General features: G+C 72.5%; 13 protein-coding genes and 2 riboswitches. Of the genes, 7 read left to right on the top strand and 6 right to left on the bottom strand.

Features of this window, described 5'->3' with window-relative positions; all coding sequences use genetic code 11:
- Window positions 1-225: 225 nt before the first annotated feature.
- Together LQ222_RS24895 and LQ222_RS24900 are read right to left on the bottom strand one after the other, a co-directional pair.
- On the bottom strand, window positions 226-1,332 hold the full coding sequence (locus tag LQ222_RS24895) for a 2-aminoethylphosphonate--pyruvate transaminase (RefSeq protein ID WP_230169574.1): 1,107 nt from the start codon (window positions 1,330-1,332) through the stop codon (window positions 226-228).
- Between the two features lie 88 nt (window positions 1,333-1,420).
- Window positions 1,421-1,714 (bottom strand): hypothetical protein, encoded by a 294-nt coding sequence (locus tag LQ222_RS24900; RefSeq protein WP_230169575.1) that lies wholly within the window; start codon window positions 1,712-1,714, stop codon window positions 1,421-1,423.
- A 40-nt stretch (window positions 1,715-1,754) separates the two neighbouring features.
- Window positions 1,755-1,862, bottom strand: a riboswitch (SAM-I-IV-variant riboswitch).
- A 268-nt stretch (window positions 1,863-2,130) separates the two neighbouring features.
- Here LQ222_RS24900 and dapA point away from each other — a divergent pair.
- Entirely contained in the window at window positions 2,131-3,060 is a 930-nt protein-coding gene (gene dapA, locus LQ222_RS24905; RefSeq protein WP_230169576.1) for a 4-hydroxy-tetrahydrodipicolinate synthase, read from the top strand.
- A 144-nt stretch (window positions 3,061-3,204) separates the two neighbouring features.
- Here the strand turns inward: dapA and LQ222_RS24910 are convergent, their stop codons facing one another.
- Complete coding sequence (locus tag LQ222_RS24910) at window positions 3,205-3,825, bottom strand: DUF1194 domain-containing protein (RefSeq protein WP_230169577.1); 621 nt, start codon at window positions 3,823-3,825, stop codon at window positions 3,205-3,207.
- An 80-nt stretch (window positions 3,826-3,905) separates the two neighbouring features.
- Between LQ222_RS24910 and LQ222_RS24915 the strand changes: the two genes are divergently transcribed.
- The 6 genes from LQ222_RS24915 to LQ222_RS24940 all read left to right on the top strand — a co-directional run bounded on the left by LQ222_RS24915 (window position 3,906) and on the right by LQ222_RS24940 (window position 11,469).
- Window positions 3,906-4,871 (top strand): tripartite tricarboxylate transporter substrate binding protein, encoded by a 966-nt coding sequence (locus LQ222_RS24915; RefSeq protein WP_230169578.1) that lies wholly within the window; start codon window positions 3,906-3,908, stop codon window positions 4,869-4,871.
- 154 nt (window positions 4,872-5,025) lie between these two features.
- On the top strand, window positions 5,026-5,451 hold the full coding sequence (locus LQ222_RS24920) for a cyclic nucleotide-binding/CBS domain-containing protein (RefSeq protein ID WP_230169579.1): 426 nt from the start codon (window positions 5,026-5,028) through the stop codon (window positions 5,449-5,451).
- Between the two features lie 65 nt (window positions 5,452-5,516).
- Complete coding sequence (locus LQ222_RS24925; protein WP_230169580.1) at window positions 5,517-6,734, top strand: CaiB/BaiF CoA-transferase family protein; 1,218 nt, start codon at window positions 5,517-5,519, stop codon at window positions 6,732-6,734.
- 5 nt (window positions 6,735-6,739) lie between these two features.
- Window positions 6,740-7,534 (top strand): enoyl-CoA hydratase, encoded by a 795-nt coding sequence (locus LQ222_RS24930; RefSeq protein WP_230169586.1) that lies wholly within the window; start codon window positions 6,740-6,742, stop codon window positions 7,532-7,534.
- Between the two features lie 726 nt (window positions 7,535-8,260).
- The gene (locus tag LQ222_RS24935) at window positions 8,261-8,944 is read left to right on the top strand and encodes an exopolysaccharide biosynthesis protein (RefSeq protein ID WP_230169581.1); all 684 of its coding nucleotides are present in this window, start codon (window positions 8,261-8,263) and stop codon (window positions 8,942-8,944) included.
- Between the two features lie 174 nt (window positions 8,945-9,118).
- Window positions 9,119-9,336, top strand: a riboswitch (cobalamin riboswitch).
- A gap of 150 nt (window positions 9,337-9,486) precedes the next feature.
- Window positions 9,487-11,469 (top strand): TonB-dependent receptor domain-containing protein, encoded by a 1,983-nt coding sequence (locus LQ222_RS24940; protein ID WP_230169582.1) that lies wholly within the window; start codon window positions 9,487-9,489, stop codon window positions 11,467-11,469.
- Window positions 11,470-11,697: 228 nt separating this feature from the next.
- Here the strand turns inward: LQ222_RS24940 and LQ222_RS24945 are convergent, their stop codons facing one another.
- The 3 genes from LQ222_RS24945 to LQ222_RS24955 form a co-directional block, all read right to left on the bottom strand.
- The gene (locus LQ222_RS24945; RefSeq protein ID WP_230169583.1) at window positions 11,698-12,252 is read right to left on the bottom strand and encodes a cob(I)yrinic acid a,c-diamide adenosyltransferase; all 555 of its coding nucleotides are present in this window, start codon (window positions 12,250-12,252) and stop codon (window positions 11,698-11,700) included.
- Window positions 12,246-13,061 (bottom strand): hypothetical protein, encoded by an 816-nt coding sequence (locus LQ222_RS24950; protein ID WP_230169584.1) that lies wholly within the window; start codon window positions 13,059-13,061, stop codon window positions 12,246-12,248. The genes LQ222_RS24945 and LQ222_RS24950 overlap by 7 nt, the downstream gene beginning before the upstream one ends.
- Window positions 13,062-13,106: 45 nt before the next feature.
- Window positions 13,107-13,545, bottom strand: a 439-nt coding sequence (locus LQ222_RS24955; RefSeq protein ID WP_230169585.1) for an energy transducer TonB, incomplete at its 5' end; no start/stop codon positions are given.

The raw sequence follows: 13,545 nt of genomic DNA on the forward strand, positions 1-13,545 counted from the left end.
GGGCTTCGCCCTCCCCCGGACCCCCACCCACCAAGGGCTTAAGGCCCTTGGATCCCTCGACTTGATCGGGGGAATTGGGGAGGGGCATCGTCGGTGGCACCGACACGACAGGCACGCCATGCCCCTCCCCAATTCCCCCGACCAAAACTCCGCGGTCCAGGGGGCCGTAGCCCCCTGGTGGGGGGAGGTCCGGAGGGGGGCAATGCCCCTCTCCGGCAGCGTGCCCTACGCCGCCTTCGCCAGCATGTCGTCCAGTGTCGCGCCGATCGCTGCGACGGCGCGGCGGATGTCGTCGGTGGTGATGGCGCCGATGGCGCCGATGCGCAGGGTGGGGGCGCTGGTGTTGTAGAAGTTGCTGATCAGCACGCCGCGGCGCTTCAGGGCGTCGACGAATTGCATCAGGTCGAAGCGTGGGTCGGCGGGCTGGTGGATGGTGACGATCACCGGCCCTTGGTGCTGCTTGTCCAGGTAGGGCCGCAGGCCGAGCGCGACCAGGCCGTCGTACAGCGCATCGGCATTGGCGCGGTAGCGGGCGTGGCGTGCGGGCTGGCCGCCTTCTGCCTCGTACAGGTCGAGCGCGACGTCGAAGGCGGCGATCGCCTGCACGGGCGGGGTGAAGCGGATGGAGCCCCAGCCGGCGCGCTTCGCGTTGGCCAGCACGTCGGACAGGTCCAGCGACCAGGACTGCGCGTTGCCCGCGCAGGCTTCGGCCCGGTCCATGCGCGCCACGGCGAAGCCCATGCCCGGCATGCCTTCCAGGCACTTGCCCGAGGTGAAGACCAGTGCGTCGCATTCCGGGTGGTCGGCCAGCGGAAAGGGCAGCACGCCGAAGGCGGAGACGGCGTCGAGGATGAGGCGGATACCACGCGCGCGCAGCGAGTCGCCGATGCCCGGCGCGTCGTTGACGATGCCGCTGCCGGTCTCGTTGAACACCATGGCGACGGTGCCGATCGACGGGTCGGCGTCCAGCGCGGGCAGGATGTCGGCGGCGGTCGCGCCGCGGGTGTCGGTCAGCGGCAGTTCAACCACGACGCGCCCGGCCTCCCGCGCCAGGCGCGCCATGCGCTGGGCATAGGCACCGTTCATCGGGATCAGCACCTTCGCACCGGGGGCGACGAAGGTGCGGATGGCGGCCTCGGTCACGAAATGCCCCGCGCCCTGCAGCGGCAGGGTGGCGTGGACGCCCGGCGTGCCGCCGGCGACGGCGACGATGCGCTCGCGGATGCGGGCGTAGACGGCCTGGAAGTCACGGTCCCACGGCGCGATGTCCTGCGCCATGGCGGCGCGGGTTTCCGGGCGGGTCTGCACGGGTCCGGGAATGAGCAGGAGCATGGCGGGCCGATCACGCAAGGGATCGCGCCTTCTGCCCCGTCGGGCCGCGCCGATGCAAGCCGGTCAGGGCGGCCGCCGTGCCGCTCGGTCAACGCCGCGTATCGGCAGCCATGACCTGCGCGCGCAGCCAGTCCGCCAGGGCGGCGCGCCGGTCGCCTTCCTCCGCCCGTTCCAGGAACACCGCCAGATGCCCCGGCCGGCGGTCCGGCACCACGCGGTAGGCGTGGGTCCAGACGCCATGGCCGCGATGCAGCACGACATACAGCCAGGAGGGCTCGATCCGCCCCATGCGCGTCGGCCAGTCGCAGAGCGCGACGAACTGCGCCTGGTCGCCCTGTGCGAGCAGCAGGTCGAGGTCGGGAGCGGGTGCCACGTCGCGCATCGGTTCCTCCTTGGTCGAAGGAGCGGAGTCGACGCAGCGGCGCTTCCCGTTTGGTTGCCGGAACGGCCGCATCCCTCCTTGCGGAGGCGCCACCTTGCCCGGGAAGGCAGGTTGGCGTTGGGCGCCGGCCCAACTCCTGATGCGCGTCGAGGTAAGCCATGGACGGAAGGAAATGGCAAGGCAGGGCGAAGGCGCCCCCCGCCCGGTGCGCTTGACGCCGGCGACCGCACCCGCCGAGACTGTCCGCGTGATCCCGCCCCGCGCCACCTTCGTGTCGCTGAAAAAGTGCCTCCGCAGGGGCACCACGGATCGTCGCGCGCCTTAGCCACCGCGACCCCAGGATCACGTTGGACCCCGCCGGTTTCGGACGGGGTCAGGTGGCAGGTCCCGTCTCCGGCTTTCACAGGAGACACCCCATGCCGCACCCCCATCACCCCGGCTTCGGCGGCCTCTGGCTGCCGCTGGTGACGCCGTTCCGCGACGGCGCGCTGGACCAGGCGTCGCTGCGTCGCCTCGTGCGGCACTACGCGGCGGAACCGCTCGACGGCCTGATCCTCGCCGCCACCACGGGCGAGGGCCTGACCATCGACGAGGACGAGACCGAGCGCGTCGTCGCGATCGTCGCGGACAGCCTTGCCGCCGCCGGTCGGCGCCTGCCGGTCTTCCTCGGCCTGTGCGGCAGCGACACGCGCCGGATGGCGACGGCGCTCGCGCGCACAGCGTCGCTGCCGATCGACGGCCATCTCATCGCCTGCCCCTACTACACCCGTCCCTCGCAGGCCGGCATGGTGCGGCACTTCACCGCCTTGGCGACGGCCACGGCGCTGCCGATCATGATCTACAACATCCCCTATCGGACCGGCGTGAACCTCGGCAATGCGGCGATGGCCGAGCTGGCGGCACTGCCCAATATCGTCGGCGTGAAGGACTGCTGCGCCGACATGGCGCAATCCTTCGACCTGATCCGCCGCAACCCCGAGGGCTTCGCGGTGCTGACCGGCGAGGATGCGTTCTTCCACACCATGCTCGCCGCCGGCGCGCAGGGCGGCATCACGGCCTCGGCCCATGTCGCGCCGCGCGGCTTCGCCGCGGTGCGCGATGCCATCGGCGCGGGCGATGCGCCGGGCGCGCTGGCCGCCTGGCACGCGATCGCCGACCTGCCGCCGCTGCTGTTTGCCGAACCCAGCCCGGCGCCGATCAAGCACTGGCTCTGGCGCATCGGCCTGATCGCGAGCCCGGAGGTGCGGCTGCCGATGACGCCGGTGAGCGACGCGCTGGCCGCGCGCATCGACCAGGCGGTCGGGACGACACGCGTGCAGCGCGCGGATCGCGTCGCCTCGGCGTGAAGACCTTTTGAGGCTACCGGAAGCGGCCCGCCGCTGCACCCAGCCACCCACGCACGTGTCCGCGACGGGTGTCCCGGTGGGCGAGCGGGCCGGTGCCGGACAGGCCTCAAGCAGTCGCGTGGCCCGCCGCGGCGATGCGGCGCCTCACGCGATCGCGGCGCCGCCGATCTCGCGCAGCAGCTTGGCGCGGATCGCCTCGGCGAAGGCGCCGTAGTCCGGCGTGTGCATGGCGAAGGACCCCGGCCCGCCGATCACCTCCTGCATGTAGTGGTCGAGCAGGTCCGGCTCCTCGTTCAGCACCGCGAGGGCATTGATGGTGACCCCCGCCGCCACGCCGATGTCGCGCACCGGCGCGGGCGGACGCCCCTGGTTGTGCCGCCCGTCGCCCGAGACATCGAGCACCAGGCGCGTCGCCTCCGCCGGGCAGGCGGCAAGCAACGCGAGCGCCGCCGCCATCCCCTCCCCCAGCGCGGTGGCGCCCGCCGCCACCAGCCGCGGCGCGGCATCGAGCGCGGCGGCGAGGCCGGCCGATGCGACCGCGCCGTCGATCCGCGTCCAGGGCGCCGCCACCGCCTGCGCGCCCGGCCCCGACCACAGCAGCATCGCCACCGCCGTCGCGCCATGGCGCCCGCCCGTCAGCGCCGCGATCACCCATTCGTCCCGGAAGGCCGCGGCATAGCCGCCGAGCATCAACCCGAACTCGTCGTAGTCCACCGAGGACGACGCATCCACGGCGAGGCACAGCGCGAGATCGACCATCTCCATGCCCGCTTGTCGCATGCGCGGCGCTTGGACGCACCCGCCCGGGCGTGCAATCTGCCCTGGAACGAACGGGAGATTTCGCGATGCGACGCAGGCACCTTCTGGGCGGCGCGGCGGGCACGCTGCTGGCCGCCCCCACCCTGGCGCAGGGCGGCTTCCCCGCGCGCAACATCCGCATGGTGGTGCCCTACCCGCCCGGCGGCGCGACCGACGCGATGTCCCGCCTGGCCGCGCAGAAGATCCAGGAGAAGATGGGCGTCACGGTGGTGGTGGAGAACCGCTCCGGCGCCAATGGCCAGGTCGGCTCGCAGGCGGTGCTGCAGGCGGGCGCCGATGGCTATACCATCCTGGGCTCGGCCTCGATCCACGTGATGGCGCGCCATGTCATGCGCAACGTGCCCTACGACCCGGTGGCCGACTTCGTGCCGCTGGCGCGCACCGCGCGCGGCCCGCTGGTCATGGTCATGAGCCCGCAGCGCCCGCAACGCACGGTCCCGGAGATCGTGGCCGCGGCGAAGGCGGAACCGGCGCGCTGGTCCTTCGCGACCTCCTCGCTGGGCTCCGCCGGGCATCTCGGCACCATCGAGTTCAACCGCGTCACGGGGTCGAGCATCGAGATCGTCGGCTATCGGGGCACCGCGCCCGCCCTGACCGATGTCGCGGCGGGCAACGCCCAGCTGATGTTCGACCCGGTGCTGGCGACGCTGCCCATGGTGCGTGGCGGGCAGCTGCGGGGCCTGGGCATCGCCACCGCGGCGCGCACCCCGCTGGCGCCGGACCTGCCGACCATGGCGGAAGCCGGGCTGCCCGGCTTCGAATTCTATTCCTGGTACGGCATCTGGGCCCCGCGCGGCGTGCCGGCGGAGATCGTCGCGCGCTACAACGCCGCGCTGGTCGAGGGGCTGCGCGAGCCCGCGGTGGTGGAACGCCTGACCGGCCTGGGCTTCGAACCGGTGGCCGAGAGCGTGGCGCAGGCCGAGCGCTTCATCACCGAGGATGTGCGCCGCAATGCCGAGTTGCTGCGCATCGCGAATTTCCAGCCGGACTGAGGCCTGGCCCGCGACCTGGGGGCGCGCCGGGCACCGCACGGGCCGTGGCGCCGGCGCACGATGATTTGCCCCACCATCGCCCGGCGCCGCGCTAAGGTGCCCTGCGCGGTCCCCCGGGGCCGCGCACCGCACCGAGGCATCGGAGCACAAGGCCATGAAGGACCGCCCCCTCATCGAGGTCGCGCCGCATCGCCCCGCCATCTGCCTGCCGCCCGGCACCAGCGTGCAGGCCGCCTGCGCGCGGATGCACGAACACCAGGCGAGCGCGGTCATGGTGACCGACGCCGAGGACCGCCTGCTCGGCATCTTCACAGGCCGCGACGCGATCGGCCGCATGCTTGCCCATGGCCGCGACGCGGCCACCACCACGCTCGGCGAGGTGATGACCGCGCAGGTCGAGGTGCTGGGACCCGGCGCGCGCGCGATCGACGCGCTGCACCTGATGCATGATGGCGGCTTCCGCCACCTGCCGGTGGTCGAGAACGGCCGCGTCCGCGCCCTGGTGCTGCGCAGCGACTTCCGCGCCCTGGAACGCGCGCAGATCGAGGTCGAGGACGAGATCTTCCAGCGCCTGCGGTAGCCGCAGGTGGCGGTCTAGGCACCCTCGCCGCCGCGCCCTAGTCTCGCGGCGCCGAGGAGGACGCCATGCCAGACAGCCCCACAGACGCGCGCCACGCCATGGCGGGCACCCTGCCGCTTTCGGGCATCGTCGTGCTCGACCTGACGCTGGCCCGCGCCGGCCCGACCTGCGTGCGCCACCTGGCCGACTGGGGGGCCGAGGTCATCCGCATCGAACCCCCCGCCTTCAATGATGGCCTGGGCGGGTCGCGCGAGGGCTACGACTTCCAGAACCTGCACCGCAACAAGCGCTCCATCGCCCTCGACCTCAAGACCGAGGAAGGCAAGGCCGCCTTCTTCAAGCTCGCGGCGAAGGCGGACGTGCTGGTCGAGAACATGCGCGTGCGGGTGAAGCATCGCCTCGGCGTGGACTACGACAAGGTCGCCGCGGTGAACCCGCGCATCGTTTATGCCTCGATCTCCGGCTTCGGCCAGACCGGCCCGTATTCCGAGCGCGCCGGCGTCGACCAGATCGCCCAGGGCATGGGCGGCATGATGACCATCACCGGCGAACCCGGCCGCGGGCCGATGCGCGCGGGCATCCCCTTCGTCGACCTCACCGCCGGCAACCTGCTGGCGCTGGCCGTGATGATCGCGCTGTTCGAACGCGAGAAGACCGGCCGCGGCCGCTACGTCCATACCTCGCTGCTCGAAGCCATGGTCTTCATGCTGGACCTGCAGGCGGCGCGCTACCTGATGGATGGCGAGGTGCCCGGCCAGGCCGGCAACGACCACCCCGTGAACATCCCGATGGGCGCCTTCCCGACCGCCGACAAGCCGGTGAACATCGCCGCCTCCTCCACCAAGATGTGGGCGCAGTTCGCCGAGGCCGTCGGCCACCCCGAATGGCTGGAAGACGAGGTCTGGAAGACGCTGGCGGGCCGTTCGAAGGACCGCGCCCGGCTGAACGCCGCCATCGCCGAGGTGTTCAAGCAGAAGCCCTCCGACCACTGGATCGACCTGCTGGAGCGCATCGGCATCCCGTGCGGGCCGATCAACAAGGTCGACGAGGTCTTCGCCGACCCGCAGGTGCAGCACCTGCGCATGGCCATGCCGATCGCCCACCCGACGCGCGGGTCCACGCACCTGGTCTCCTCCGCCATCAACATGGAGGGGATCGAGAGCGAGGTGCGCATGGTGCCGCCGCGCCTGGGCGAACATTCCGCCGAGATCCTGAAGGAAGCCGGCTACAGCGACGACGACATCGCCCGGCTCAAGGGCCTCGGCGTCATCATGGAAAGCTGAGCGTGATGGAATTCGCGGACGGCAAGATCCTCGCCGGGATCAAGGACGGCGTCGGGCGCATCACCTTCAACCAGCCCGAGAAGCGCAACGCCATGTCGGTGGCGATGTGGGCCGGCATGGCGCAGGCGCTCGACATCTTCGAGGCCGATGCGGCGGTGCGCTGCATCGTGCTGACCGGCGCGGGGGACAAGGCCTTCGTCTCCGGCGCCGACATCAGCCAGTTCGACAAGCTGCGGTCCGACGCCGATGCGCAGCGCGAATACAGCAAGCAGACCGCCGGCGGGCGGCTCAAGCTCGCGACCTTCCCCAAGCCGGTGATCGCGGAGATCCGCGGCTTCTGCATGGGCGGTGGCCTTGGCATCGCGATGTCCTGCGACATCCGCCTCGCGGCCGAGGGCAGCATCTTCGGCATCCCGGCGGCGCGGCTCGGCATCGCCTATGGCTTCGACATGGTGCGCCACCTGGTCAGCCTGGTCGGCCCCGCGCATGCCAACATGATCCTGATGACGGGCGGGCGCTTCGATGCGGCCGAGGCGGCGCGCTTCGGCCTCATCAACAAGGTCGTGCCGGCCGATGCGCTGGCCAACGAAGTGGCGGGACTGACCGCGACCATCGCGGTGAACGCACCGCTGTCGCTCTATGCGAACAAGCGCACGGTGCAGGCGGTGCTGTCGGACCGCGTCGATCGCGACATCGCGGCGCTGAACGCGGCGATGGCCGCCTGCTTCGACAGCACCGACTACCAGGAAGGCCGCCGCGCCTTCATGGAGAAGCGCAAGCCGGTGTTCCAAGGCCGCTGACGCGGTGGTTTCTCTTGCCCTCAGTCGCCGGGCGCCCGCTCCGCGGGCTTGGCTGCGCGCCGTGCACTGACGCGCCGGGCGCGGCTGGTGGTCTGGGCGCGGTCGCGCCGTGCGCTCCCGGATCGTGCAGCCGCACGATCCGCTTTCTGGCCCTCAGTCGCCGGGCGCCCGCTCCGCGGGCTTGGCTGCGCGCCGTGCACTGACGCGCCGGGCGCGGCTGATGGTCTGGGCGCGGTCGCGCCGTGCGCTCCCGGATCGTGCAGCCGCACGATCCGTTTTTCTGGCCCTCAAGCGCCGGGCGCGGCTTCGCGGGCTTGGCTGCGCGCCGTGCTCTGGCGCGCCGGGCGCGGCTGATGGTCTGGGCGCGGTCGCGCCGTGCGCTCCCGGATCGTGCAGCCGCACGATCCGCTTTCTGGCCCTCAAGCGCCGGGCGCCCGCTCCGCGGGCTTGGCTGCGCGCCGTGCTCTGGCGCGCCGGGCGCGGCTGATGGTCTGGGCGCGGTCGCGCCGTGCGCTCCCGGATCGTGCAGCCGCACGATCCGTTTTTCTGGCCCTCAAGCGCCGGGCGCGGCTTCGCCGGACATTGCCGTCCAGCCGACCTCTCCCACCGGTTGCCGAAAGGTCATGACGGCGCCCGTTCCGCCGCGGGTGGCGGATGTGCTACCCCTCCGGCACCGGGCAGCCACCAAGCCATCAAGGGGGCGATCGGCGGGAGCAGGACACAGGCGTGGACGGAACCAGCGACAGCAAGGCACCCGGCGCGGCACAGGACCATGTCGCCCATGCGACCCCGCTCGACGACCACGCCACCGCCCCGATCACCCGCCTCATCGCCGAAGTCGCGGCGCAATGCCCGGGCGAACGCATCACCCTCGGCGAAATGGCCGAGGCCTTCGGCGACCGCGCCTTCGGCCTGCTGATCCTGCTGCTGTGCCTGCCCGGGCTGCTGCCCGGCATGGCGAGCGTCTTCGGCACGCCGATGCTGATCCTGGGCGTGCAGATGGGGCTCGGCTTCGCCAAGCCGAGGTTGCCAGGCTTCATCGCACGGCAGTCGCTGAAGCGGACCGACCTGATGCGGCTCTCGGCGGGGTCGGACACGCGCGTCTCGCGCGCCATCGCGAAGATCGAACGCTGGGTGCGGCCGCGCCCGGGGCCCTTCACCGGGCCGCTGGCCGACAAGGCGGTGGGGTGGCTCACCGCCTATGCCGCCATCATGCTGATCCTGCCGGGGCCCGGCACCAACGGGCCGCCGGCCTTCGGAACCATCGTCATGGCGCTGGGCCTGGTCGAGAACGACAGCAAGGTGGTCGGGCTCGGGATGGCGCTGACCTTCCTCGGCAACCTGTTCGCCACCGCGGTGCTGGTGGCGCTGGCCTGGTTCGGAATCGAGGCGCTGGGGTATGTTTTTTGAAGTCCTCAGACGCCGGGCGTCGGCCATCCGGCCGCCTTGGCTTCGCGCCATGCACGGGCGCGCCCGGCATCGCTGACCGTCTGGGCGCGGTCGCGCCTTGCGCTCGTGGATCGTGCCTCCGCACGATCCGCTTGCCTGCGTCCGCGCCCATGGACGCCGCGCCGCCCCCGCACTAGGGTCCGCCCATGCGCCGGTGGCCCGAAAGGGCTGAAACGGGAACGCGCGACGCGGTGAGACCCACCGCCCATCCGCGGCTGCCCCCGCAACTGTAGGCGACGTGTCCGGTCCCCACTGCCATTGCGCCTCGGCGCGAGAAGGCGGGGCCGGCGGAGGCGGCGCAAGCCCCCTTCCCGTCGCGAGCCAGGAGACCGGCCGGCGCAGAGTTGTCTCGCGCGTGCCGGGCGGGGTGCACCGGCGCAACGGACCCAGGGTGCGCCTGCCACGCGGCGGGTGCTCCTTCCGTATGCGAGCACGACGCCAGCCCGCGCCCCGGCCACCCGGCCAGGGCGCGAAACGCGGCCCGTGCACGGAGGGATTCCCGGATGAAACACCGGATCCTCGCTACGCTTGCTCTCCTCCCCCTCGCCCCCGCCTGGGCGCAGGACCCGCAACCCATCCCGGACACGATCGTCAGCGCCACGCGCGTGCCGACGCCGGCCGAACGCATCCCCGCCGCCACCACCGTGGTCACGCGCCAGGACATCGAGGAGTACGGCTACGTCACGCTGGCCGATGCGCTGGCCGCCGTGCCGGGCTTTCGCCTGGTGCAGGCGGGCGGGCCGGGCCAGCAGGCCTCGGGCTTCGTGCGCGGCACCAATTCGCGCCATGTGCTGGTGCTGCGCGACGGCGTGCCGCTGAACGATTCGTCGGACCCCAACGGCGCCTTCAACTTCGGCAATGAATTGCTGGGCGATGTCGAGCGCATCGAGGTGGTGCGCGGCCCCGTCTCGGCCGTCTATGGCACGGCGGCGATCGGCGGCGTGGTCAACCTGATCACCCGCCAGGCGCCGCGCGACCGAACCTTCGCCCCCTATGGAGAGGTCGCCGGCGGCACGCAGCGCACCGCGCGCGGGTATGTCGGCGCCGGCGGCACGGTCGGGAACGTCGACTACGGCGTCACCGGCCAGGCGCTGTCCACCGAGGGCTTCAACGTCATCGCCCCGCGCATCGCCACCAACCAGGGCGAGCGCGACGGGCTGCGCGCCGCCGCCATGACCGCGCGCATCGGCGTCAACATCGGCGAGACCACGCCCGACGCCGCGATCGGCCAGACGCGCATCGACGGCCTGCTGCGCTGGCGGGAGAACACCTCCGGGCTGGACAACGTGCCCAACGACGACCCGAACTACACCGGGCAGGACCGCAACTGGTTCGGCTTCCTGCGCAGCCGCACGGAACTCGCGGGCGGCGCCTGGACCACCGGCTTTCGCGTCTCGGGCAGCCATGACCGCCGCCGCTACACCAACTTCCCCGACAGCCTCAGCCGATCGACGGCCGACGACCTTTACAACGGCGAGCGCCGCGGCATCGCCTGGGACAATGCGCTGCGCCTGCCCACGGCCGAGGGCGTGTTCACCGACGCCATCGTGACCTTCGGCGGCGGCTGGGAACGCGAACAGGTGGAAGCCGCGGCGGGCTCGCCCTTCTTCCGCACCACCACCGATGCGCGCGCAACCAGCGGCTACGGCTACATCGGCATCCAGGCGCGGTTCCTCGACCGGGTGGACGTCACCGCCTCGGCGCGGCTCGATGACACCGACGACTACGGCTCGAACACCAGCTGGCGGCTGGGCGCGGTGCTCGACCTACCCGAGATCGGCTCGCGCATCCGCGCCTCCGGCGGCAGCGCGTTCAAGGCGCCGTCGCTGTACCAGCGCTATGGCCAGATCGGATCGTTCTTCCGCGGCAATCCGAACCTGCAGGCGGAAACCTCGGAATCCTGGGAGGTCGGCTGGGAGACCGATATCGGGCGCTACGCCACGCTCTCGGCGCTGTATTTCGACAACCGCATCACCAACCTCATCAACTTCGACCCCACCTTCACCACGCTCGAGAACATCGACCGCGCGCGCATCCGCGGCGGCGAATTCGCGGTGACCGTGCGGCCGGTGGACTGGGTCTCGGTGACTGGCTCCTGGACGGTGCTGGAGGCGCGCGACGTCGAGACCGACACGCCGCTGCCGCGCCGCCCGCGCAACGTCGCCAGCCTGAACGCGCGCATCGCGCCCGAGGTCGGCTGGTTCGGCGTGCCGCGCTCGCGCTTCGTGATCGCGCCGGAGATCCTGTATGTCGGCGCCTCCCCCGAAGGCGCCTTCGCGCGCTACGACGACCGCGGGAATTCCATCCCGACCGCCGGCAAGAACCCCGAAGGCTGGCTGTTCAACCTGACCGCCTCGCTGCCGGTGACGGCGCAGCTCACGGCCTTCGTGGAGGTCCGCAACATCGGCAATACCCGCTACGAGCCGGCCAATGCCTTCGTGGTGCCCGGACGCAGCGCGATCCTGGGGATGCGCGGGCAGTTCTGACATCAGGGGTCGCGCAGGCGACCCCTGGCTTCCTTCATGCCCTCGGGCGCCGGGCGCCGCCGCCAGCGGCTTGGCTTGCGCGCCACGCACTGGCGTGCCCGGCGCCGAGGATGGTCTGGGCGCGGTCGCGCCTTGCGCTCCCGGATCGCGCCGGGGCGCGATCCGCGTCGTGTCGCCCTCGGCGGGCGCGCGGCGTCCCGGCCGCCGGATCGCGTGGCGTGGTCGCGCTCAGCGCGTCGCGCCAGGCACCCACAGCACGTCGCCACCCGCCTGCGCGTTGAAGTGGCGCGACAGCACGAACAGATGGTCCGACAGGCGGTTGAGGTAGCGCACCACCGCCGGGTTCACCTCCTCCTCCGCGGCCAACGCCACCACCAGGCGTTCGGCGCGGCGCACCACGGTGCGCGCGACATGCGCCGTCGCCGCCGCCGCGCAACCCGCCGGCAGCACGAAGGATGTCAGCGCCGGAAGATCGGCGTTCATCGCCGCGATCTCGCCCTCCAGCCGCGCCGACTGCGTATCCGCCACGCGCAGCCGCGCGCCGGCCTCGCCGGGCACGCACAGGTCGGCGCCGACATCGAACAGCTCGTTCTGGATGCGCGCCAGCATCGCGTCCGACACCGCATCGGCGTGCAGCCGCACCAGGCCGAGCGCGGCATTCGCCTCGTCCACCGTGCCGAAGGCCTCGACACGCAGCGCATCCTTGCGCACGCGCCGCCCGTCGCCGAGCGAGGTCTCCCCCGCATCGCCGCCGCGCGTCGTGATGACATCGAGCTTCACCAAGGTGGAACCTCCTGCGGCGGCGGCAGCCCCAGCGCCTGCGCGACATCGCGCGCGGCCGCCTGGGTCTTGACCGGATGATAGGCAAGGTGCGGCGCGTCCGGCCGCATGCGGCGCCAGTGGAAACTCTCGGCGGAGGTGATGGGCGGCACGCCGGCGCGCGCGGCGGCGTCGTTCCAGGTCTCCAGGGCCAGGCCGCGGGCGGCGGCGATGCTCGGCACCGAGACCTCGCAATGGCCCCGCCACCCGTCATTGTAGCCGGCCTCCATCGCGTCGAGCAGCCGCGCCGACCAGCGCGCCAGCGGGAACAGCATCTTGCACAGCGGCGCGCCGGGATCGCCCGCGCCAGGTGCGGCGGCCCGCCAATGCACCCAGTCAGGCTCCTGTTCAGGCAGCCGCAGGTCGCAGGCGACCAGGTCGGCCTGCGAGGCCGCATCCGCCGCCCGCAGCGCGGCGAAGCCGCCCGGCAGGAACACGTCGTATTCGGCGACCACCAGTTGCCGCCACGCCGGCACGCGCCGGAACGCCGCCAGCACCACGAGATCGACGTTGCCCGGGACGATCTTGCCGCTGGCGGCCTTGCGCCGCAGCTCGGCGCGGAAAATCTCCGCCGGCGCGATGGTCAGCACGTCATCCAGGCCGAGCGCCGCCGCCGCTGCATCATGCGGCGCCGTCAGCACCAGCCGCGTGTCGTGGGTGGCGGACCAGCCGGCGCGCCATTCGCGCCAGCGGGCCAGCGTCACGTCATCCAGCGCATGGGCCAGCATCAGCGCGGCGCGCGCCTGGCGCGGCGGGGCGTCGGGGGGGTTCATCGCCCCGTTATGGCGTGCTGCGCCGGCAGGGCAAGCCGCCACGCATCATCGGCCGCGTCCTTCGGTCAGGCGGAAATGCACGGCGGTGGGCAGGGTGGCGGCAACCGCCTGCCCGGCCTGCATCGCCGGGCGGAATCGCCACCGCCGCGCCGCCGCGACCGCCGCCTGGTCGAGCCGCACGAAGCCCGAGCTGCCGGACACCTCGGCGGCCTCGACCCGCCCGTCGCTGCCCACGCGCAGCGCCAGCCGCACCACGCCTTCCTCCCCGCGGCGGCGGCTTTCGGCGGGGTAGTCAGGCGGCGCATTGGGCTGGCCGGCATCGGCGCCGGGCGGCACCACGGCGCCCATCGCCTGCGCCCCGAAGGACGGGTCCGGCAGCGCGCCGATCCCGGCATCGAGGCGCATCGGCGGCGACGCCGGCGCCGGCCGGGTCGGGCGCGGCTGCCGCGGCGGGGCAGCGGCCTGCACGGGCGGTGGCGTCGGG

Origin of the sequence: Roseomonas sp. CECT 9278, assembly GCF_918698155.1 — a bacterium.
Lineage (GTDB): Bacteria > Pseudomonadota > Alphaproteobacteria > Acetobacterales > Acetobacteraceae > Neoroseomonas.